The 22124-nt window shown below is 68.6% G+C and carries 12 protein-coding genes; 4 read left to right on the plus strand and 8 right to left on the minus strand.

Annotation, left to right across the window (positions count from 1 at the left end):
• Positions 1–76 precede the first annotated feature (76 nt).
• From K8638_RS35910 to K8638_RS35920, 3 genes are all read left to right on the plus strand, one after another.
• Positions 77–877, plus strand: coding sequence for an SDR family oxidoreductase (locus tag K8638_RS35910; RefSeq protein ID WP_223759230.1), 801 nt, complete (start codon positions 77–79; stop codon positions 875–877).
• Positions 878–1048: 171 nt separating this feature from the next.
• Positions 1049–6835 carry an Ig-like domain-containing protein gene (locus tag K8638_RS35915; RefSeq protein WP_223759231.1) on the plus strand — a complete coding sequence of 1929 codons (5787 nt, stop codon included), beginning with the start codon at positions 1049–1051 and terminating at the stop codon, positions 6833–6835.
• 165 nt (positions 6836–7000) lie between these two features.
• Positions 7001–8956 carry a M3 family metallopeptidase gene (locus K8638_RS35920; protein ID WP_223759232.1) on the plus strand — a complete coding sequence of 652 codons (1956 nt, stop codon included), beginning with the start codon at positions 7001–7003 and terminating at the stop codon, positions 8954–8956.
• A gap of 6 nt (positions 8957–8962) precedes the next feature.
• Here K8638_RS35920 and K8638_RS35925 read toward each other — a convergent pair whose 3' ends face one another.
• The 3 genes from K8638_RS35925 to K8638_RS35935 all read right to left on the minus strand — a co-directional run bounded on the left by K8638_RS35925 (position 8963) and on the right by K8638_RS35935 (position 14156).
• Positions 8963–10042, minus strand: coding sequence for a hypothetical protein (locus tag K8638_RS35925; protein ID WP_223759233.1), 1080 nt, complete (start codon positions 10040–10042; stop codon positions 8963–8965).
• Positions 10043–10082: 40 nt separating this feature from the next.
• A complete protein-coding gene (locus tag K8638_RS35930) occupies positions 10083–11195 on the minus strand; it encodes a triacylglycerol lipase (RefSeq protein WP_223759234.1) in 1113 nt (370 codons plus the stop codon).
• Positions 11196–11651: 456 nt separating this feature from the next.
• Positions 11652–14156, minus strand: a complete 2505-nt coding sequence (locus K8638_RS35935; RefSeq protein ID WP_223759235.1) for a glycogen/starch/alpha-glucan phosphorylase — start codon at positions 14154–14156, stop codon at positions 11652–11654.
• Between the two features lie 147 nt (positions 14157–14303).
• Here K8638_RS35935 and K8638_RS35940 point away from each other — a divergent pair, with 147 nt between their 5' ends.
• The gene (locus tag K8638_RS35940) at positions 14304–14891 is read left to right on the plus strand and encodes a DUF2378 family protein (RefSeq protein ID WP_223759236.1); all 588 of its coding nucleotides are present in this window, start codon (positions 14304–14306) and stop codon (positions 14889–14891) included.
• 16 nt (positions 14892–14907) lie between these two features.
• On the opposite strand, the gene K8638_RS35945 is transcribed toward K8638_RS35940, so the two are convergent.
• The 5 genes from K8638_RS35945 to K8638_RS35965 form a co-directional block, all read right to left on the minus strand.
• Positions 14908–15984, minus strand: a complete 1077-nt coding sequence (locus tag K8638_RS35945; RefSeq protein WP_223759237.1) for a class I SAM-dependent methyltransferase — start codon at positions 15982–15984, stop codon at positions 14908–14910.
• A 24-nt stretch (positions 15985–16008) separates the two neighbouring features.
• The gene (locus tag K8638_RS35950) at positions 16009–17205 is read right to left on the minus strand and encodes a M23 family metallopeptidase (protein ID WP_223759238.1); all 1197 of its coding nucleotides are present in this window, start codon (positions 17203–17205) and stop codon (positions 16009–16011) included.
• Positions 17206–17370: 165 nt separating this feature from the next.
• Positions 17371–18864 carry a SpoVR family protein gene (locus K8638_RS35955; RefSeq protein ID WP_223759239.1) on the minus strand — a complete coding sequence of 498 codons (1494 nt, stop codon included), beginning with the start codon at positions 18862–18864 and terminating at the stop codon, positions 17371–17373.
• Positions 18865–18898: 34 nt separating this feature from the next.
• A complete protein-coding gene (locus tag K8638_RS35960; RefSeq protein ID WP_223759240.1) occupies positions 18899–20008 on the minus strand; it encodes a DUF444 family protein in 1110 nt (369 codons plus the stop codon).
• A gap of 25 nt (positions 20009–20033) precedes the next feature.
• A complete protein-coding gene (locus K8638_RS35965) occupies positions 20034–22097 on the minus strand; it encodes a PrkA family serine protein kinase (RefSeq protein WP_223759241.1) in 2064 nt (687 codons plus the stop codon).
• Positions 22098–22124 lie beyond the last annotated feature (27 nt).

Genomic DNA, 22124 nt, shown 5'->3' on the forward strand with positions numbered 1-22124 from the left:
CTCGTGAAGGTCATGGCGCGGTGCGGCGGGTTCTGGTCAAGTCGCCGCCTGGTCGCTTCCACAGGAGACGAGTCAAATGGCAGAAGGCGTGTTCCGGGACGGGCTGCTCGCGGGCAAGGTGGCGTTCATCTCTGGCGGCAGCAGTGGCATCAACCTCGGCATCGCCGAGGCCTTCGTGAAGGCGGGCGCGAAGGTGGCCATCAACGGCCGCAACGTGGAGAAGCTGGAGGGCGCCGTGAAGGGCCTCCAGGCGCACGGCACCGCCATGGGCGTGGCCGCCGACGTCCGGGACTACGCCGCCGTGGAGAAGGCCCTCCAGACGGTGCGAGACGCCTACGGCGAAATCGACATCCTCGTCTGCGGCGCCGCCGGCAACTTCCCCGCGCCCGCGGTGGGCATGTCCTCCAACGGCTTCAAGGCCGTCATGGACATCGACGTGCTGGGCACCTTCAACATCAGCCGCGCCGCCTTCGACCACCTGCGCAAGCCCGGCGCCTGCGTCATCAACATCTCCGCGCCCCAGGCCTACCTGCCCATGGCCATGCAGGCCCACGTGTGCGCCGCCAAGGCCGGCGTGGACATGCTCACCCGCGTGCTGGCGCTCGAGTGGGGCGGCTCCGGCGTGCGCGTCAACACGATTACCCCCGGCCCCATCGAGGACACCGAGGGTATGCGCCGGCTCGCTCCCAGCGAGGAGGGCAAGCAGAAGATGATCCAGGCGCTGCCCCTGCAGCGCTTCGGTACCAAGGACGACATCGCGAAGCTGGCGCTCTTCCTCGCCTCGCCCGCCGCCTCGTACATCACCGGCTCCATCATGGTCTGCGACGGCGGCCAGTCCCTGCTCGGCGGCGGCGCCATCATGGCCGCCCTCACGTAGCCCCGTGTCACGAGGGGCTGACGGGACGACGCTCACGGCCGGGTGAAGTTTCATTCGAGTTGCAGGTTTACGGCCGTGGGCTACTTCCCGGGGTGGATTGTCTGGTAGAAAGCGGTGCAACCCCGCGAGTGGAGTCCTCCGCGCGGGGGGTGCTTGCTCCCGGAGACATCCATGTCCCCTCGTCCCCTCTCGCTGGCCCGGCTGCTCGGGCTGGGCGTGCTGTGCCTGGGCCTCTTGCTGGGCTGTGGTGGTGGTTCCACGCCGCAGACGCCACAGCCGCCGAAGCCGCTGCCCGACGCCTCGCGCTCCACGGTGGAGGTGAGCCGCGCCTCGGGAGTGCTGGCCGACGGCGAGGACCGGGTGGACGTCACCATCACCGTGAAGCAGGAGGATGGCTCGGCGTTGGAGGGCCGCACGGTGCGCGTGGAGGTGTCCGGCGACGGCAACACCGTGACGCAGCCGGCGAGCAGGACGGACGCCCAGGGCCGGACCACGGCCTCCGTGGTGTCCACCCGCGCCGGGACGAAGACGGTGACGGCTTCCGTGGAGGCCGAGGGCGGCGCGGTGGTGCTGGGCTCGCGTCCCGCCATCACCTTCACCCCGCACGTCGCCACGCGGCTGGCCTTCACCGCCACCGCGCTGTCGGCCAGGGCCGGCGCGCCCATGGGCGGCCTGGAGGTGCGCCTTCAGGACGGCCAGGGCCGCACCGTGACGAGCGCCACGGATGAGGTGACGCTGTCGCTGGCCGCGGGCCCGGGTGACGCCACTCTGGAGGGGACGCTGACGGCACGCGCGGTGGCCGGCGTGGTCCGCTTCACGGAGGTGGTGCTGAAGAAGTCGGGCACCGGCTACCAGTTGAAGGTGGAGGCCGCGGGCCTGGAGGGCGCCACCAGCCCCACCTTCGCCGTGGCTCCGGCCGCGGCGGCCTCGCTGGAGCTCTCCGGCCTGCCCGGCGTCCTCACCGCGGGTGCCGCCGGGAGCGCCCAGGTGACGGTGCGCGACGCGTTCGGCAACGTGGCCACGGGCTATACGGGCACGCTGGTGCTGACGTCCACGGACGCCACCGCCGGCCTGCCGGCTCCCCACGCCTTCACCGAGGCGGACGCGGGCCGCTTCACCTTTACCGGCATCATCCTGAAGCGCGCGGGCAGCCACCGCGTCGACGTGCGGGACGGCGCCAGCGCGGCGCTGGCGGCCGGGCAGGGCGTGGGCGTGGTGGCCGGTGAGGCCTCGACGCTGGCCTTCATCGAGGCACCGCCGGAGCGGGCCTCCGTGCGCGCGGTGCTGCCCCTGGTGATGGTGGAGCTCCAGGACGCCTTCGGGAACCGGGCGGTGGTGGGCGCGCCCCTGGTGACGATGGGGCTGGCGCAGGGTGCGCAGGGACTGGGGGGCGTCACCAGCGCGGCGCCGCTGGAGGGGGTGGCCACCTTCACCAACCTGCGGGTGAGCGAGGAGGGCCGGTTCCAGCTCGTCGCGTCGGCACAGGGGCTGTCCAGCGCCACCAGCGCGGGCCTCGACATCGTGGACGACGTGGCCCCGGCGACGCCGTCGCTCTCGGCGGGCACGTCCACGTCCAACAGCGCCACGGTGACGTGGGCCGCCGTGGGGGACGACGGCGGAGAGGGCCGGGCGGCGTCCCAGGAGCTGCGCTACTCGGAGAGCGACATCACCAGCGACGCCCAGTTCGACGCGGCCACCCTTGTGACGGGCGTCGGCGCTCCCGCCGAGCCGCGCGCCAGCGAGTCCGCCACCCTCACCGGACTGCTGCCCCGCCGCACCTACTACGTGGCCCTGCGGGTGACGGACAACCGCGGCAACTCCGCGCGCTCCTCCAGCGTGATGGTGCAGACGCGGGACCCGGACGTGGAGCAGCTGGCCTTCTCCGTCCAGCCCTCCGGAGGCACGGCGGGCGCGCTGCTGCCGGAGGTCCGCGTCGAGCTGCGGGATGCCAATGGGAATGTCGTTCCCTCGGCCAACACGCCGGTGACGCTGTCCCTCGTGGGCCACCCCGAGTTCGAGCCGGTGCAGGTGGCCGCCGTCAACGGCGTGGCCGTCTTCGACACCCTGCGGGTGGAGGTGGCGGGCCAGCACCGGTTCTCCGCCAGCGCGGCCGGGCTGACGGCGGTGGAGAGCGACCCGTTCACCATCCGCGCGGACGCCGCCAGCCGCCTCATGCTCACCGGCCTGATGCCGCCCGTCAGGGCGGGCGTGCCGGGCACCCTGACCGTCATCGTGTTCGACCGCTTCGACAACGTGGTCCGGGACTACACCGGGACGGTGCACTTCAGCTCGGACGACCCCGCGGCGACCCTGCCGGCCGACTTCGCCTTCACCGAGAATGAAGCGGGCATCGGCTCCTTCGTCGACGGCGTGGTGCTGCGCACGGCGGGCCTCCGGCGGATAACGGTGGTGGACACGGCCAATGCCGCGCTCACCAGCTCCGTCACGCTGGAGGTGGTCAGCAGCATCGTGGAGTACCTGGCGCTGGAGGGGCTGCCCGGGGACGTCACGGCGGGCGCCTCGAACATGCTCACCCTCAGCGCGAGGGACCGCTTCGGCAACATCGTCACGGGGTACTCCGGCAGGGTGCGCTTCACGTCGACGGACCCCCAGGCGGTGCTGCCGGAGGACTTCACCTTCGAGCCCGCACGGGACGCCGGCCTGCACGAGTTCCCGGTGACGCTGCGCAGCTCGGGCCTTCAGTCCATCACCGTCGAGGAGCAGGGCTTCGGGTCGCGGAACGTCACGGTGAGTACCCGCGTGGCGCCGGCGGCGGTGGCGCGGATGACGCTGGAGCTGTCCACCACCACCCCGGCCGCCGGTCAGGCGGTGGATGCCACGGTGACGCTGCTGGATGCGTTCGGCAACCGGGCCTCTGGCTACCGGGGAACCGTGGGCTTCCAGGTCAGCGGAGATGCCCAGGCCACCCTGCCGGGGAACTACCCGTTCACCGAGGCGGACGCGGGCCGGCACATTTTCAGCGTGACGTTCGCGGCGGTGCGCGACAGCGTCCTGGTGGTGGAGGAGACGGCGGGCGCGCCGCTTCGCGCGGAAGCGCCGGTCTCGGTGCGGCCGGGCCTGCTGACGGAATTGCGAGTGGCGCGGGTGCCGGGGCCCGTCGTCGCGGGCCAGGGCAACCTCTTCGTCGTCTCCGCGTATGACCGCTTCGGCAACCTGAAGACGGACTACACCGGCACGGTGGAGACCACCACCACGGACCCGAACCCGGGCCTGCTGGAGTCCCACACGTACACGGAGCTGGACCGCGGCGCGTACACCTTGCAGGCCACCCTACGGACCGCGGGGCCACAGACGCTCACCTTCACGGACGCCGCGGCCGGGGTGTTCGCCACGGACGCCGTCACCGTGGACGCGGCGGAGCCCGTGCGGCTCGTCTTCCTCTCCGCGCCGGCGAGCGGCTCCGTGCGCCAGACGCTCTCTCAGACGCGGGTGGCCCTGCGTGACGCGTTCGACAACACGCCTCGTGTCTCCATCCCGGCGGTGACGGTGTCCCTGTCCGGCGGCCCCGCGGGCGCCACCCTGGGGGGAACGCTCACGGTCTCCCCGGTGGACGGAGTGGCCGTCTTCTCCGACCTCACCGTGGACCAGGAGGGGAACTTCCTGCTCGTCGCGCGCACGGAGAACCCCGCCATTCCGACGGTCGACACCCTGCTCACCCTCATCGACGACCAGGCTCCGGCTCCGGCGCCCGCGTTCGCCGCGAGCCTCGTGGACAACCGGACCGTCCGCCTGACCTGGCGGGCCACGGGTGATGACGGCAGCCAGGGCACGGCGTCCCGCTACGAGCTCCGCTACAGCCCCGACCCCATCGACGCGGGCAACTTCGGCAACGCCTCGGAGGTACCCACCGGCCTGCCCCAGCCCCCGGACACGGACGAGGAGGCCACCCTCCAGCTCCCGCTGGTGCAGGCGACCTGGTACTTCGCCCTTCGCATCATCGACAACGCGAACAACGCCAGCACGCTGGTGCTGACCTCCATCGAGCTGCCGGGCCCGTGCGGCGGCGTCGTCTGTCCGCCCCGGCCGCCGGAGTGCTCGCCCGACAACGTGAGCCTCGTGACGTATTCGGGCGCGTGCGTGGCCGACAACGGGGAGGCGCGGTGTGAGTACACACCCAGCATCTCGCTTTGCGAAGGCGCGCAGGCGGTCTGCTACGCGGGCGCCTGTGACACGGCGGCGCCTCCGGCCGCGGGGGAACTGGTCATCAGCGAGGTGATGCACAGCCCCAACGTGGGAACGACCGAGTACCTCGAGCTCACCAACACCACGGACCGGCTGCTCGACGTCACGAACCTGCTCGTCACCTTCGACAACGGCGCCGGCGGGGTGGAGAGCTTCGCGGTGCAGGCTCCGGGCGACCGGCCCACCCTCGTCGCGGGCGGGGACACCTTCGTCGCCGCGTACAACGTGGACGAGGCCACCAACGGCGGCGTGCCCGCGGACTACAGCTTCTTCGGAGGGACGTTCTCCCTGGGCGACACGGGGCGCCTCACCCTGGAGTCGGGCGCCACCGTGGTGGATGACCTGGTGCTGACACTCGCCTTCCCGCGCATGCAGGGCCGCTCCATGAACCTGTCGTCGGTGGTGCTGGCCTCGCCGGCCCGCCAGCACCCCTGGTACTGGTGCGACTCCAGCGAGGTCCTCCCTGGAGGTGACCGGGGCACGCCGGGCCGGGCCAACGAGACGTGCGCCGTGGCCATCAACCCGCCGGTGGACTACTGCGCCATCCAGTTCCCGAAGACGATTGCCGCCCCCGTCGTGGTTGACTCGGCACAGAGCATCTACAGCCAGTTCTACGACGACCAGGTCACCAACCGGAACCAGGCGGGCAATGACGACTTCCCGTTCATCGTCGCCGAGCTGGGCTACGGCACCGACGCCAACGACCCGGCGGGCTGGACGTGGGTGCCCGCGTCCTTCAACGCGGGCTACAACCTGCCCGGAGGTGGCAACAACGATGAAATGGTGGCCCCCCTGAGCATCGGCACGCCGGGCAGCTATCTCTACGGCTTCCGCTACCGCTTCACACAGGGACCGGCGGGGGCTCAGGACTGGGTGTACTGCGACCAGGACGGCGTCGTCGGTGGGGGCAACCCGGCGGACTACGGCACGGTGACGGTGGTTCCGCCGCCGCCCACCAACACCATCACCGGCGTCAGCCACGAGGTCATCGCCCGGGGCGGGGAGCTGGTCCTCACGGGCACGGGCTTCACGGGGGCCACCTCCGTCACCGTCGGGGGCACGGCCCAGGTGTTCACGGTGAACAGCGACACCCAGCTCACCATCACCCGCCTCGATGACTCGACGCCTGCCGGTGCCGCGCGGTCCATCGTCGTCATGAAGGCTGACGGGCCCGGGACTCCGCGCGACGTCGTGGTCATCGACCTGCTCATCTCCGAGCTGGACTCGGACACGCCCGGCGGTGACACGCTGGAGTTCGTGGAGCTCTCCACCGGCGTGCCCAACGTCAGCCTCGCCGGCTACGTGCTGGTCTTCTGGAACGGAAACAACGACCAGTCCTACCTCGCCATGGCACTCAACGCGTCCACGGACGCGGCGGGGCGGTTGGTGGTGGGCACCTCCACGCTGACACCGGCGCCGGCGCTGACGTTCGCGGCGGCGAAGGACAACGTGGAGAACGGCCCGGACGCGGTGGCTCTCTACCAGGGCACGACGGCGGCCTTCCCGAACAACACGCCGCTGACGGCCAGCCGGCTCATCGACGTGCTGGTCCATGACACCGCGGACGCGGACGATACCGGCCTGCTGGGCACGCTGCTGTGGGCCACGCCGGACCCCCGCCGGGTCCAGGTGGACGAGGACGGCACCTCCAGCAGGGAAACGGTGTCCATCCAGCGCTGCGGCAGCGGGCGCCGGGATGGCCGCGTCTTCCTGCTCGCCGCGCCCACGCCCGGCGCGGCCAACGCCTGCCCGTAGGCTGTCCGTGGCCGATTGAACCGTTGAGAAGTCCAGGAGGCCGCATCCGGCACTCACGCTGGGGCGGCCTCCCGCTTTTCGGCCCCGGAAGGCTGCTGCCGCCGGGGTGCATGCACATTACCTTTGGCGCCCCTTCATCCCTGTCATCAGGTTCAGGAGCAGACAGTGTCAGCAGAGACCCTCGTTCCCGACGCCGCCCGCCTCGTCACCTGCCCGCCGGCCGAGTTCCGCCGCTCCGGTGAGGAGGCCATGGCCGCCGCCCGCGACGGAATCGCCCGTCTCAAGGCCCTCCGCCCCCCATACGGCGTGCGTGAGGTGCTGGAGCTGTACGACGAGGCCATGGGCACGCTCGACGACGCCAGCTCCCGCGCCTCCGTGGCCCGCCACGCCCACCCGGACGCGGCCATGCGCGAGGCCGGGGAGGCCGCCGAGCAGGCGCTGGAGACGCTCATCAACGACATCCGCATGGACCGGGGCGTCTACGACGTGCTCGTCTCGCTCGACCTGTCCGGCGAGGACGGGCCCACGCGCAAGTGGATGGAGAAGGTGCTGCGCGACTTCCGCCGCGCCGGTGTGGACCGCGACGAGGCCACCCGCGCCCGTGTGAAGGAGCTGCAGGAGGAGCTGGTCCGCATCGGGCAGGAGTTCAGCCGCAACATCCGCCAGGACACCCGCAGCGAGGCCCTGCCTCCCTCCGCGCTGGAGGGGCTGCCGGACGACTACGTGCGCGCCCACCCGCCCGGGCCGGACGGGCAGGTGCGCATCACCACCGACTACCCGGACATCGTCCCCTTCATGACGTACTCACGGGACGCGAAGGCCCGCGAGAAGATGTGGCGCCTGTTCCGCCTGCGCGGGCACCCCGCCAACGTGGACGTCCTCCAGCGCATGGTGGCCCGCCGCCACGAGCTGGCCACGCTGCTGGGCTACCGGAACTGGGCGGCCTACTCCACCGAGGACAAGATGATTCGCGACGAGCAGGCCGCCGCGGACTTCATCGCGAAGATTTCCGCCGCCTCCGAGGCGCGCATGAAGCGCGACTACGCGATGCTGCTGGAGCGCAAGCGCCGCGACGTGCCCGGCGCCCCGCGCGTGGACCCGTGGGACCAGGCGTTCCTGGAGGACCGCGTCAAGGCGGAGCAGTACGCGTTCGACTCGCAGGTGGTGCGGCCATACTACGAGTACACGCGCGTGAAGCAGGGCGTGCTGGACCTGACTGCGCGCCTGTTCGGCGTCACCTACCGGCGCGTCCCGGACGCGCCGGTGTGGCACCCGGACGTGGAGGCCTATGACGTCCTGGAGGGCGACTCGCTGCGCGGGCGCTTCTACCTGGACATGCACCCGCGCGACGACAAGTACAAGCACGCGGCCCAGTTCACCCTCACCAGCGGGAAGGCGGGCCGCCGGCTGCCGGAGGGCGTGCTCATCTGCAACTTCCCCCGGCCCGGCGCGGAGCCCGCGCTGCTCCAGCACAGCGACGTGGAGACCTTCTTCCACGAGTTCGGCCACCTGCTGCACCACATCTTCGGCGGCCACACGCGTTGGGCGGGCGTGTCCGGTGTGCGCACGGAGTGGGACTTCGTGGAGGCCCCCTCGCAGATGCTGGAGGAGTGGGCGCGCGACGCCGCCTCGTTGCAGACCTTCGCCCGGCACCACCAGACGGGCGAGCCGATTCCCGCGGACGTGGTGGCGCGCATGCGCCGCGCGGAGGAGTTCGGCAAGGGCCTGTGGGTGCGGCAGCAGATGTTCTACGCCGCGCTCAGCCTGGAGCTGTACCGGCGCGAGCCCGGGAGCGTGGATGCCACCGCGCTCGTGCGCGAGCTGCAGGGCAGGTACACGCCCTTCCCCTACGTGGAGGGCACGTACTTCCACCTCTCCTTCGGGCACCTCGACGGGTACTCGTCCAACTACTACACGTACATGTGGTCGCTGGTCATCGCGAAGGACCTGTTCACGGTGTTCCAGCAGAAGGGGATGCTGGACCCCGCGCCCGCCCAGGCGTACCGGCGTGACGTGCTGGAGCCGGGCGGCTCGGACGACGCCGCGAAGCTGGTGCATGCCTTCCTCGGACGCGACTACGACTTCCGCGCCTACGAGGAGTGGCTCAACAAGGCGGCGTGACGGCCTTCAGTTGCGCCCCCACACCCGGGGGCGCTCGAAGCGCAGGAAGCCGCTCGCCTCTTCCTGGGCGATGATGTCCGCCTCGGTGCCGAAGTAGCGCGCGCGCACCTCCTGGAGCCTCGCCTCCAGCTCCTCGCCGGAGAGCTCCTTCGCCAGGGCCGCGCGCTCGGCCATGTACCGGGCGCCCGCGTCCCAGCGGGCGTCACGCGTCCGGTCCAGCGTGTCCCAGCGAGTCAGCGCCTCTTCATCCAGGCCCATCTCCTTGCGGACGGTGCGCAGGCTCTGGGAGCGCTCCTCGGGCGTCATCGCCCCCAGCTCGCGCTGGATGGAGGACAGGTCCAGGAAGCGGTTCATCAGCTCCTGCTGGTGGCGCGCGACGTATGCGTCGGCCGCCTCGCCGTGCACCTCCTGGAGCTTCTGCTTGTAGGCGGACAGCTTCTCCGTGAGGCCGGCGCCCTCCGTCGTGTCGAGCGTCCTCAGCGTGTCCGCGAGGGCCTGGTTCTTCAGCTCGGAGGCCCAGAGGCGCTCCGCGACGTCCTTGCCGAAGAGCCGGTTGCGCGCGTCCCAGACGGCGGCGCGGCGCTCCTTGTCACCCAGCCCGCGCAGGTACGCGTCATTGTCCTTCACCCACTTCTCGTAGTCCTCGCGGTTGCGGAGCATGGCGGCCAGCTCCTCGTACCGCTCGGGGAAGGCCTTCTCGAGGAAGGCCAGCAGCTCCTCGCGCCAGCGGTCCGGGCTGCGCTTCTGGAAGTAGCGCATCAGCTCTTCCAGCATCCGTATCTGCACGGAGGGCTCGTCCAGCCGCGCGCCGTAGCGCTCGCGCATGGCGGTGACGAGCGCCTCCAGCTCCGGGTCCTCCGCATCCGGTGCGGTGGCGGAGGGAGGGGCCCCGGTGGGCGCGCTGGCGGTGGCCGCCAGCGGCCCGGGGGAGGGGAGGGCCGTCGCGCTGGGGCCCGCGTTGGAGGGGGGCTGGCGGGCCAGGGCCAGGACGTCGGCCCGCTGTCCCGGTGCGTATATCGACAGGCCGGCGATGAGCCCGAGGAGGGCCGCCGTGCCTCCCAGCATCCGCTTCATCCACGTTTTCATGCAGCCCCTTTCTCCGTGACGCGCCACTCCCCGGCAGCGGTTAGTCGTTCTTCGCGACGTAGTTGAAGATGGCCGCGTAGAACTCCATCTCGTCGAACGTGTCCGGCCCCAGGCCGATGACGTCCATGTGGTCCTGGTTGATGAGGGACGACGAGGACGTCATCTGCAGCGAGGAGGGCGCGTTGATGTTGGAGACGTAGCCCAGCGCCGAGTCGATGCCGATGGAGTCGAGCGAGAACCACTGCTCGGAGTAGCGGAGCCGGTAGCCCATCTGCTGCGAGTTGATGCCCACCAGGCCGTCGTCGTCGTCCTCCGCCTTCCAGCCGTCACCCTTGCCCGAGGCGCCGTCGTTGTCGCAGTCGTCGAGGCAGTAGCCGTCGCCGTCGATGTCGAAGAGGAAGCTCTGCACCAGGTACATGGCGGGGTTCACGCTGAGGCCGGACTGGGCGGTCATCAGCGACGCGTAGTGGGACGCGTAGGACGCGCTGATGGGGAAGGCCTGGTTGAAGGCCTTCGCGCCCGTCGTCTTGCCGTCGTTGGCGTCATAATCGTTGTAGACGAGCGACTTGACGGCCGCGATGCCGTCATTGCCCGGCCCGTAGACGACGTCGCCGTAGATGCGGAACAGCGCGTCCAGGACGCTGGTGACGCCGGGGCCCAGGTCGAGGACGTACTTGGCGACCGGCGAGCCGCGGTGGGGCGAGGAGATGCTCAGCAGCACCTTCACCACCGGGTAGCCCTTGCGCTCGCGCAGCACGCGCGCGGCCTTGCGGGAGTCGAGGCCTCCCTGCGAGTGGCCGACGAGATTCACGTGCGAGACGCCCGCGGTGGCCATGTAGCTCTCGATGTCGTTGGCCAGGTCCAGGCCGCGGACATCCGAGCTCTGCAGCGGCTGCACCGCGGCGACGAAGGCCCGCTGCCCGCTGTTGATGTCACCGTTGCAGCTCACCTCGAGGAACCCGTCGCAGGGGTCGCCGACGAAGGTGCCGTAGTCGTCACCCCAGTAGTCGTAACCGAGGATGTCGTCGAAGCCGGCCATGCCGTGCGCGAACACCACGGGGTACGTGGTCCGCTCCGCCGCGGCGGAGGCGGGAAGTGAGTTCAGGACACCCAGGGCCAGGACTGCCAGGAACAGGGGACGCTGCTGTTTCATGAGAGCTCCTACAGACGGGGGACGGAGTCTCGGGAGCGCACGGAGAGGATAATCCAAGACGCGTCTTGGACTTCCTCTACGCCTTGGCGAATCCCGAACACCCAGAGTGTTAGTGCCCGGGATTGACTCCCGAGTCAATACAGCGCGACGTGTTATCAGAATGGCGCTGTGCGTCAGGAGACAGCTGTCTCGCACCGGAAGGTGAGACGCAGGCGTGTTGTGCATTGCGTCAAAACATGCGACGCAATGTATTGCATGGGTGTTTTGGAGGAGATTCTGCGGTGCGTCATCCGCGGTGCCGCATCACCGTGCTGACGCCCGCGGGCCGTCACGTGCGCGAGGGGGACTGGGACGCGCTCGAGGACGATGCGGTGTGTGGCCCGGTGCTCGAGATGGCGGGCGCGCATCGCCCGGCGGCCGGTGTCTCCACCGGCCGCGGGCCCGAGGACTACGAGACTACAGCTCCACCGGCGTCTGCTGGATGCGCCAGATTTCCTCTGCGTACTGCTTGATGGTGCGGTCCGACGAGAAGATGCCGCCGCGCGCCACGTTGATGATGCACTTCTTCGCCCAGCCGTCGGCGTCCAGGTAGGCGCGGACCACGTCCTCCTGCTTCGCCATGTACGACGGGAAGTCGGCGAGCACGAGGTAGCGGTCCTCCTCCAGCAGGCTGTCCACGAGCGGCTTGAAGAGGTTCTTGTCCTCCGGCGAGAAGAAGCCGGTGGAGATGAGGTCCAGCGCCTCGCGCAGCTCCAGGTGCTGGTTGTACACGTCACGCGGGCGGTAGCCCTCGCGCTTGCGGGTGATGACCTCGTCCGCCGTGAGGCCGAAGAGGAAGAAGTTCTCGTCGCCCACCGCCTCGCGAATCTCCACGTTGGCGCCGTCCAGCGTGCCCAGCGTCAGCGCGCCGTTGAGCATCAGCTTCATGTTGCCCGTGCCGGACGCCTCCATGCCCGCGGTGGAAATCTGCTCGGACACGTCCGCCGCCGGGATGATGCGCTCGGCCAGGCTGACCCGGTAGTTGGGCGCGAAGATGACCTGCAGGCCCGTGGCGCCCGCGTCGCTGTTCACCACCTCGGCGATGCCGTTGATGAGCCGGATGGTCAGCTTCGCCAGGTGGTAGCCCGGCGCCGCCTTGGCGCCGAAGATGAACGCCCGCGGGTGGATGATGCTGGACGGGTCCCTGCGCGCCTTCATCCACAGCGCCACGATGTGCAGCGCGTTGAGGAGCTGGCGCTTGTACTCGTGCAGGCGCTTGATCTGCACGTCGAAGATGGCGTCCGGGTTGAGCTGCACCCAGCGCAAGTCACGGATGTGCTGGGACAAATCCTCCTTGTTGGCGCGCTTCACCTCGCGGAAGGCCTTGCGGAACTCCGGGTCCTCCGCGTGCGGCTCCAGCTTGCGGAGCTGGTCCAGGTCGGTGGCCCAGCCATCACCGATGCGGGACGTAATCAGCTTGGCCAGACGCGGGTTGCACCACGCCAGCCAGCGGCGCGGCGTCACGCCGTTGGTCTTGTTGTTGAACCGCTCCGGGTACATGGACGCGAAGTCCGTGAGCACGTCCCGGCGCAGCAGGTCCGTGTGCAGCGCGGCCACGCCGTTGACGCTGTGGCTGCCCACCACCGCCAGGTGGGCCATGCGGATCTTCTTCTCCGCGCCCTCCTCCACCAGGCTCATCCGCCGCAGCTTCTCCACGTCATACGGGTAGCGGATCTGCACCTGGCGCAGGAAGCGCTGGTTGATTTCGTAGATGATTTCCAGGTGGCGGGGCAGCAGCCGCTCGAACAGCGTCGCCGGCCACTTCTCCATGGCCTCGGCCAGCAGCGTGTGGTTGGTGTAGCCGAACACCGCCTGGGTGATGTCCCACGCCTCCTCCCAGAGCAGCCGCTTCTCGTCCACCAGCACGCGCATCAGCTCCGCCACGCCGATGGCCGGGTGTGTGTCGTTGAGCTGGATGGCCGCCTTCTTCGGGAAGTCGCGGAAGTCGGTGTGGTTCTTGAGGTAGCGCCGGACGATGTCGGCGATGGAGCAGGCGACGAAGAAGTACTGCTGCTTGAGGCGCAGCTCCTTGCCGGCCTGGAAGGCGTCGTTGGGGTAGAGGACCTTGGAGATGACCTCCGAGTCGTTCTTCTCCACCACCGAGCGCTCGTAGTCGCCCGCGTTGAACAGCAGCAGGTCGAACTCCTCGGAGGCGCGCGCCTGCCACAGCCGCAGCGTGTTGACGGTGTTGTTGTGGTAGCCGGCGATGGGCGTGTCGTAGGGGACGCCAACCACCGTCTTGCCACCCACCCAGCGGGCGATGGGCCGGCCATCCGGGCCCTGGTGGTGCTCCACGCGCCCGAAGAAGCGCACCGGCACGGACTTCTCCGGCCGGACGATTTCCCAGGGGTTGCCGAACTTGAGCCACTCGTCGGCGCGCTCCACCTGGTAGCCGTCGACGATGTCCTGCGTGAAGATGCCGAACTCGTAGCGGATGCCGTACCCCATGCCGGGGTAGCCGAGCGTGGCCAGCGAGTCCAGGAAGCACGCCGCGAGGCGCCCCAGGCCGCCGTTGCCCAGGCCGGCGTCGGGCTCCATCTCCAGCAGGTTGGTGAGGTCCACCCCCACCTCGCGCATGGCCTCGGCGGAGGCCTCGTACATGCCCAGGTTGAGCAGGTTGTTGCCCAGCGCGCGACCCAGCAGGTACTCGGCGGACAGGTAGTACGCGCGCTTGGCGTCCTGCTCGTAATAGGTGCGGGCCGTCTTCACCCAGCGGTCCGCGAGCCTGTCCCGCACGGCGAGCGACAGCGCCATGAAGCGGTCATGCGCGGTGGAGGTCTCGTAGTTCTTGCCGCGCGAGTAGCGCACGTGGTCGAGGAAGGAGCGGCGCATGCTGTCCACGTCGCGCCCGGTGCGCCCGCTGTCGTCGGCGGTGCCGGTCTGCTGGGCGCGGGACTGCACGGCGGGGGTCTGGTTCCTCATGGGTTCAGCCATCGGTGGGTGAGTCCTCCAGGAACCCGTCATTTAGCGCGATTGAAGCCACGGGCTCCACTGCCGCGTGCTGACTCTGGTAGAAGACGCTTGCAAGGACAGCGGGCCTGCACTCCCCGGTCTCGAGACTTCTCAGCCATGCCCAGCGACAAGAGCGAACTCGCCCAGCGGATTGCGTTGACGCGGCCGGAGCACACGGTGCGAGGCTTCATCTTCAGCTCCCTCTTCACGCTCGTCGCGCAGCGGGCGGGCAGCGAGGCCGTGGCCCGGCTGTCGGAAGAGGTGCGGCTGAAGAAGCCCATCGACTTCTTCTCCTACCCGGCGGCGGACTTCCTGCGCCTGCTCTACGCGGCGGTGGACGTGCTGGAGCCGTACTACGGCTCCGTGGACGACACCTTCCGCGCCTGCGGGGCGGCCACCGTGAATGGCTTCTTCGAGTCCCACGTGGGCAACACGCTGACCCGGCTGGTGGGGCGGGGGGACCCGAAGCGGGCCTTCGCCAGCACCTCCACCGTCTACAAGACGCTGGTGAGCTACGGCACCCATGACTGCGAGCCCCTGGACGGCCGCCGGCTGAGAATCATCTTCCGGGGGGACATGCAGCCCATGCGCTTCCACGAGGGCAGCCTGAGGGCCGCGCTGGTGGCGGTGGGCGGCGGCACGGGCAGCACCGTGCGGGGCTCCTCCCCGGCCCTGGACCACTCGGAGTTCCTGGTGGAGTGGTAGCGCGGGGCCGCCGCGCTCAGCCCCGCCGCCCGGCCCAGAAGACGTTGGTGCCGGAGGTGTCGCAGGTCAGCTCCAGCGAGGACAGCCGCCGCGCCGGCCCGCCCACACACAGCGCCTGGAACTCCTCCCGGCTCCGGTGCAGCACGCGCCAGTCCCCCACGTACTCCATGAAGGCCCGCCACGGGTTGGGGTGGTGGAGGTTGGTCAGCAGCACCCGCCCGCCCGGCACCACCAGGGACGCCAGCGCATCCAGGACGCGCTCGGCGGTGGCGTCCTTCAGGTAGTCCAGCAGGCCGGCCACCACCAGCACGTCATGGCCTTCCGGGTGGCGCAGCTCCGCCAGCCGCTCCTCGCTGCGCAGCAGCTGGTAGGTGGACACCTGGACGTAGCTCACCGTGGGCGAAGGCGGAATCCCCGGGCCCGAGCGGCGGGTGAGCATCTGGAACTGGCGGCGGCAGTGCTCCAGCGGCGCCGCGTCGAAGTCGCACAGCGTGAAGTGGCCCGAGGCGCCGCCGGCGGCGTACTCGCGCAGGGTGTGCTCCGGCCCGCAGGCGAAGGACAGCACGCGCAGGGGGCGGCCCAGCTCCAGCTCATGCTGGCGCAGGTGGCGCAGCAGCCAGGGAGGGCGGGCCCGGTGGGCGCGCGAGGGGCCGCAGTGCAGCGCGTAGTGCGACAGGAGGCGGGCGAAGGTGGAGACGCCCTCGTTCTGCTCGTTGAAAATCATCTCCACCGTCAGGTAGTCCCCCGGGTAGCCCAGGGGCTTGTCGGCGGCGCGGCGGATGAAGGGGCACTGGAGGAAGAAGGGCTGGACGCGCGCGCGGTGGTGCTCCAGCGCGGCCTCTCGCTCCTCCTCGGACAGCCTCGAGTCCAGCTCCGTCAGCCGCGCGTAGGCGGCATCCAGGTAGGCGGTGAGGGTGGGGGTGTGACGCTGGAGGGCGTCCGCCTGCTCGCGCTGGAGGGCCCGGCGCTGCTCCGGGTCTCTCGGGAAGCGCGCCAGCCGGTCCGGCAGGCCGTGCATCAGCTCCGCGTCCAGCGCGAGGAGCTTCGCATGGAGCTCCTCCGACACCTCGATGAACTCGGCGACAGCGGTCATGGGCGGCCGACCCCCTTGAGAGGGCTAGGGCTGCGTGGTTGCGACGGGTGCGTTGGCGGCCTGACCGGCCACCGCCGCCACGGACACGGCCTCCATCTGCGAGGCCAGCTCCTGGGCCTTGGCGAGGAAGTCCGGCAGCAGCGCCTTGGGCAGCGGGTCCGCGCGGGGGAACACCTGGTTGAGCGGGTTGGTGTAGCCGCCGTTGCGCTTGAGGCCGAAGTGCAGGTGCGGCCCGGTGGAGCGGCCGGTGTTGCCGGAGTAGGCGATGACCTGCTTCTGCCGCACGCGGGCGCCGGCGCGCACGCCGTCACCGAAGCGCGACAGGTGCATGTACTGCGTCTCGAAGCCGTTGGCGTGGCGGATGACCACCATGTTGCCGGCCGCGCCCGCGTAGCCCGCCTGCGTCACCGTGCCGTCCGCCACCGCCCACACCGGGGTGCCAATGGGGGTGCCGTAGTCCACGCCGTTGTGCGCCTTCTGGTACTTGAGCACCGGGTGGAAGCGCGAGCCGAAGCGGCTGGTGACGTGGGCGTACTTCAGCGGGCTCTTGAGGAAGGTCTTCTTCGCGCTGGCGCCCTCCTTCGTGAAGTAGTTGGGCTGTCCGTCCGGCAGGAGGTAGCGGAACACCTCCTTGTTGCCCACGAGCCCGCCCGCGTAGGTGGCCGCCAGCACCTCGCCGTAGCGCAGCACGCGGCCCTTGGAGACGAACTTCTCCACCAGCGCGCGCGCCCGGTCGCCCTTGCGCACGTCGCGGTAGAAGTCGATGTCCCAGGCGAACACGTCCGCCAGCACCATGCCGATGGCCGGGTCCTCACCGGCCTCCACCGCCGCCTCGTACAGCGAGGTGTTGATGTCCAGCGAGACGACGGAGACCTGCTTCTCCACCTCGATGGCGCGCTTGCTGCCCACGTACTTCTCGCCGTCGCGGCGGACCTGCCACTCGTCCACCAGGGACTGGCGGTAGTCGAAGAAGTCCAGCTCCCCGTCGCGGATGACCAGCCGGAACTGGTCCCCCACCCGTGACTTGCGAAAGTCGAACACGCCCTCCAGCGCGGAGATGACGGCCGTCACCTGCGCGTCCGGGAGCTGCGCGTCATGCAGCGCCTGGGCGAGCGTCTGGCGCGGCTCGATGCGGCGGTTCTTGATGGTGTAGCGGGTGGCGGCTTCGGAAGCAGAGGCCACCAGCAGGGCGGCCAGGCAGAGCAGGGGGGCGATTCGCATGGGGGCGGCCGCCGAGTGTAGTGGACACTCGCGCCCGCGCCCAGCACACGCCCGGAGAATTCCCGCGCCCGCCCCCCTGGTTGCTCCGGGACCCGCCGGGTAGGCCTCCCCGAGGCGGGCTTTCCTGGAGTTGTACCGGCAGACTGAACCGCCCCGGGAGGGCGGCTAGAGCTCGACCTTCTTCTCCGTGTGGTTCGTCCCGTCGAAGCGGAGCATGACGCCCTTGTTGTCGTACCGGGTGATGATGTTGACGGGGCGGCGCCAGAGGGACTGGAGGTTGCGGAGCGTCTCGCGGGCGTAGTCGCCCTTCAGGTCCTGCCCGTCGTGCTTGTGCGCGAGCAGCAGCTCCGCCCGGTTCTCGTGGTTGCCGTCCACCACCTCGATGATGGGCTGGCCGAAGTTGGTGAGCCCCTGGAGGAGCTTGGTCTTCACCTTGCGGAACTCGCGGTCCATGATTTCCCACGAGTTGCGCTTGTCGTTGAAGCCATACACGAAGAGCTTCTGCTCCTGCGCGAACTCGGCCGTGAGGAACGTGTCGATGAAGGTGATGTCGTTGTAGTGCTTGCGGACCTCGAAAATCTTCTCGCGGCCGGCGCCCAGCTTCTTGTCCCAGGAGCGGCGCGCGCGGAGGTCATCGCACTCGTCCCACTCCTTGCCGAAGCGGCCCTTGTTCCACCGGTCCTCGATGTCCCGCCACAGCTCGATGCCGAGCTTGTACGGGTTGATGGCCCCGGGGCGCGTGCCCATGGTGCCCGAGTGGTGGTCCGCGTAGTCGATGATTTCGTCGTCCTTGAGGGCCCGCCGCGTCATGATGGTGGAGTGCCAGTAGCTGGCCCACCCCTCGTTCATGATTTTCGTCTGGCCCTGGGGCGCGAAGTAGTAGGCCTCGTCGCGCAGAATCGCGAGGATGTCCGACTCCCACGGCTCCAGCGGGGCGTGCTCCAGGAGGAACAGCAGCACGTCGCGCTGGGGGCGCTCGGGGAACTTCTTCGCGCGCTGCTTCTCGTCCTCCACGCGCTTGCGCTGTGAGTCCAGGAACTCGGAGGGGTTGATGTAGCCGCGCATGTACTCGCGGCCCACCTTGAAGCCCTCCACGCGCTCGTTGGATTTGACTTCCTCTTCCGCGCGCTTGGGGTCCGGGTTGCGGCGGATGTGCGGGGAGTGCTGGTCGATGAGGTTCTCCAGGCTCAGCGTCCGGTCGATGAAGTCCTCGACCTTCTCCACGCCAATCTTGTCAATCCAGCGCCGCACCCGCGTGGCGTGGTTGGCCATGTCGTCAATCATCCGGCGGTTGGTGTGCCGGAAGGAGAAGTTGTTCTTGAAGAAGTCGCAGTGCCCGTAGACGTGAGCCATGACGAGCTTCTGGTCCACCTCCGGGTTGCTCTCCATCAAGTACGCGTAGCAGGGGTCGTTGTTGATGACGAGCTCGTAGATTTTGCTGAGCCCGTACTCGTACCCCTTCGCGAGCTGCTCGTACTCCATGCCCCAGCGCCAGTGCGGGTAGCGCGTGGGGAAGCCGCCGTAGGCGGCCACCATGTTCATCTCGTCGTAGGAGACCATCTCGAAGATGGTCTCGAAGAAGTCGAGGCCGAACTCCTTGGCGTAGCCGTGGATTTCGTCCCGGAGCGCGGCGAGGCGGGGTGTCAGGCTCTTGGGCATCGGGCAGTTGCTCCGTGGCGTCAAAGTCCGCGTGTCAGCGGCCCTTGCCGAGGAAGTCCTTGATGGACGCGTAGATGGCGTCCTTGTCCGCGATTTCGCTCAGCGCGACGTTGGGTGAATCCCCCACCGCCTCGCGCAAATCCTTGATGAACTGCCCGCTGCCGTAGGGCGACTCCACCTGCCCATAGGCGAACTGGTTGACGTTGGGCAGCACGTCGTCGCGCAGCATCTCGATGCACTGGCGCGTGTCGTCGGCGCTCCAGTTGTCACCGTCGCTGAAGTGGAACGGGTAGATGTTCCACGCGCTCTTCGGGTAGTCCGCCGCGATGATGTCGCGGCAGAGCTTGTAGGCGCTGGAAATCATCGTCCCGCCGGACTCGCGGGTGTGGAAGAAGGTGTCCCGGTCCACCTCGCGGGCCACGGCGTCGTGGATGATGTAGCGCGACTCCAGGCCCTTGTACTGGTGGCGCAGCCACGTATCGAGCCAGAAGCTCTCGATGCGGACGATTTCCTTCTGCTCGTCCCCCATGGAGCCGGACACGTCCATCATGTAGATGATGACCGCGTTGGTCTCCGGGAGGTTCTGCAGCTTGTAGCTGCGGTAGCGGCGGTCCTCCCGCGTGGGGATGATGATGGGCCGGTTCGGGTCGTAGGTGCCCGCGGCAATCTGCCGCCGCAGGGCCTGTTTGTACGTGCGCTTGAAGTGACGCAGGGACTCCGGGCCGGTGGTGTTGATGCCGGTGTAGCGGATCTTCTGCGTGACGATTTTCTCGTTCTGCCGCCGCTCGATGTTGGGCAGCTGCAGCTCCTCGCCCAGAATCTGGGCGAGCTCGTCGAGGGTGACGTCCACCTCGAGGGCGTGGTCGCCCTCGCCCTGTCCTGCCTGGTGGCCCTCCCCGGGCTCCACCGCCCCGGGGCCGAGCTGCTGACCCACCTCGCCATCTCCCTGACCGACACCGCCCTGCTCCCGGTGGCCGTACTTGAAGCGGGGGATGTCGATGAAGGGAATGGGGATGGAGATGGCGTCCTTCCCCCGCTTCCCAATCATCTCGCCCTTCTGCACGTACTTGCGCAGGTTGGCCTTTATCTTGCCTCGGACGATCTGTTTGAAGCGGGAGTGGTCCTGGTGGATCTTCAAGGTCACGACGGCTCGCCTCTCTCCTGGGGTGTTACTCCTTCGCGTCGCCTCGGGCGAAGATGCTGGCCACGAAGTTGAGGACGTCCGTGGAGCAGATCTCGCAGTAGCCGTAGTTCTTCATCATCCGGTCCTTCACCAGGTCGATCTTCTCCTGGGTCTCCTTGTCGACGACGGAGGAGACGAGGTTCTTGAGCTTGATGCTGTCCTTCTGGTCCTCGAACAGCTTGAGCTCCAGCGCCTTGTGGAGCCGCTCGTTGGTCCGGTAGTTGAAGGTCTTCCCCTCGACGGCCAGCGCGCCGATGTAGTTCATGATTTCGCGCCGGAAGTCGTCCTTGCGGCTGTCGGGGATGTCGATCTTCTCCTCGATGGAGCGCATGAGGCGCTCATCGGGCTCCTCGTAGAGGCCGGTGTACTTGTTCTTGACCTTCTCCTTCTGGGTGTAGGCCTTGATGTTGTCGATGTAGTTGCCGCACAGCTTGCCGATGGCGTCCTCGTCGGCGGAGATGGCGCGCTGGACCTCGTTCTTGACGATGTCCTCGTACTCCTGCTTCACGGAGGTGAGCAGCTCCTTCACGCGCTTGCGGGCGTCCTCGTTGTTGATGAGCGAGTGCGTCTTGAGGCCGGCCTCCAGCTCGTTGAGGACCATGAAGGGGTTGATGCAGCCCTCGCCCTTGTCGCTCACCAGCGCGTTGGAGATCTTGTCCTGGATGTAGCGGGGGCTGATGCCCTCCAGGCCCTCGCGGACGGACTCCTTGCGCAGCTCCTTGATGTTGTCCTCGGTGAAGTTGGGGAGCGTCTTGCCGTTGTAGAGCTTGAGCTTCTGCAAGAGCGAGAGGTTGTGCTTCTTGGGCTCCTCCAGGCGGGTGAGGACGGCCCACATGGCGGCCATCTCCAGCGTGTGGGGGGCAATATGCTTGCCCTTGATGGCGCGGGAGTTGAAGTCCTTCTCGTAGATCTTCACCTCCTCGGCGAGCTTGGTGATGTACGGGATGTCAATCTTCACCGTACGGTCTCTCAAGGCCTCCATGAACTCGTTGTTCTCGAGCTTCTTGTACTCGGGCTCGTTGGTGTGCCCGATGATGACCTCGTCGATGTCCGTCTGGGGGAACTTCTTCGGCTTGATCTTGTGCTCCTGGGACGCGCCGAGCAGGTCGTAGAGGAAGGCGACGTCCAGCTTGAGCACCTCGACGAACTCGATGATGCCGCGGTTGGCGATGTTGAACTCGCCGTCGAAGTTGAAGGCGCGCGGGTCGGAGTCGGAGCCGTACTCGGCGATCTTCCGGTAGTTGATGTCACCGGTGAGCTCGGTGGAGTCCTGGTTCTTCTCGTCCTTGGGCTGGAAGGTGCCGATGCCGATGCGGTCCTTCTCGCTGAAGACGAGCCGGTTGACGCGGATGTGGCCCATGACGCGGGCGAAGTCGCCCTGGTACTGGGTCATCAGCTCCTTGAAGACGAAGCGGCAGGCGGGGCACAGCTCGGAGCCGTCGGGGATGGTGTAGCCGCTGTCCGGCGGGCTGATTTCGGCGTAGATCTTCGGGCGCCACTCACGGGGGATGAGGTTGAGCGGCTCCTCGTTCATGGGGCACTTCATCTTCTCCTTGGTGGTGGTGCCATCCGGCAGCTTCTTGTCGGTGGTCCAGGAGAAGGTGTAGGCGGCGCCCTCGTGCGTCTTGGAGTAGTCCTCCATGCCCTTCTTGAGGAGGCGGGCGATGGTGGACTTGGACGAGCCGACGGGGCCGTGCAGGAGGATGACGCGCTTCTCGGTGCCGTAGCCCTGGGCGGCGGACTTGAAGACGTTGACCAGCTTCATCAGAGGCACGTCGAGTCCGAAGATGGCGTCCTTGCCGCCGAACTTCTCGTCGCTGAAGAAGTGGTAGCGGATGAGCTTCTTCTTGTTGTCGATGTACTCCGTCTTCCCGTGGCTGAGGATCATGTCGTAGATCCTCTGGAAGGCGGTGCGGGTGACCTTGGGATTCTTGCGGACGATTTCGAGGTAGTCCTCGAACGAACCTTCCCAGGTGAGCTCAGCGTAGGTCTTCTGGTCTTGCAGCGCGGCAATCCTGGAGACCCACGAAACCTTCTCAGCGTCCTTCATGTCTCTCCCTCGGGGCCGCCCCGGGGC

Source organism: Myxococcus sp. RHSTA-1-4, from assembly GCF_020037125.1.
Taxonomy (GTDB): domain Bacteria; phylum Myxococcota; class Myxococcia; order Myxococcales; family Myxococcaceae; genus Myxococcus.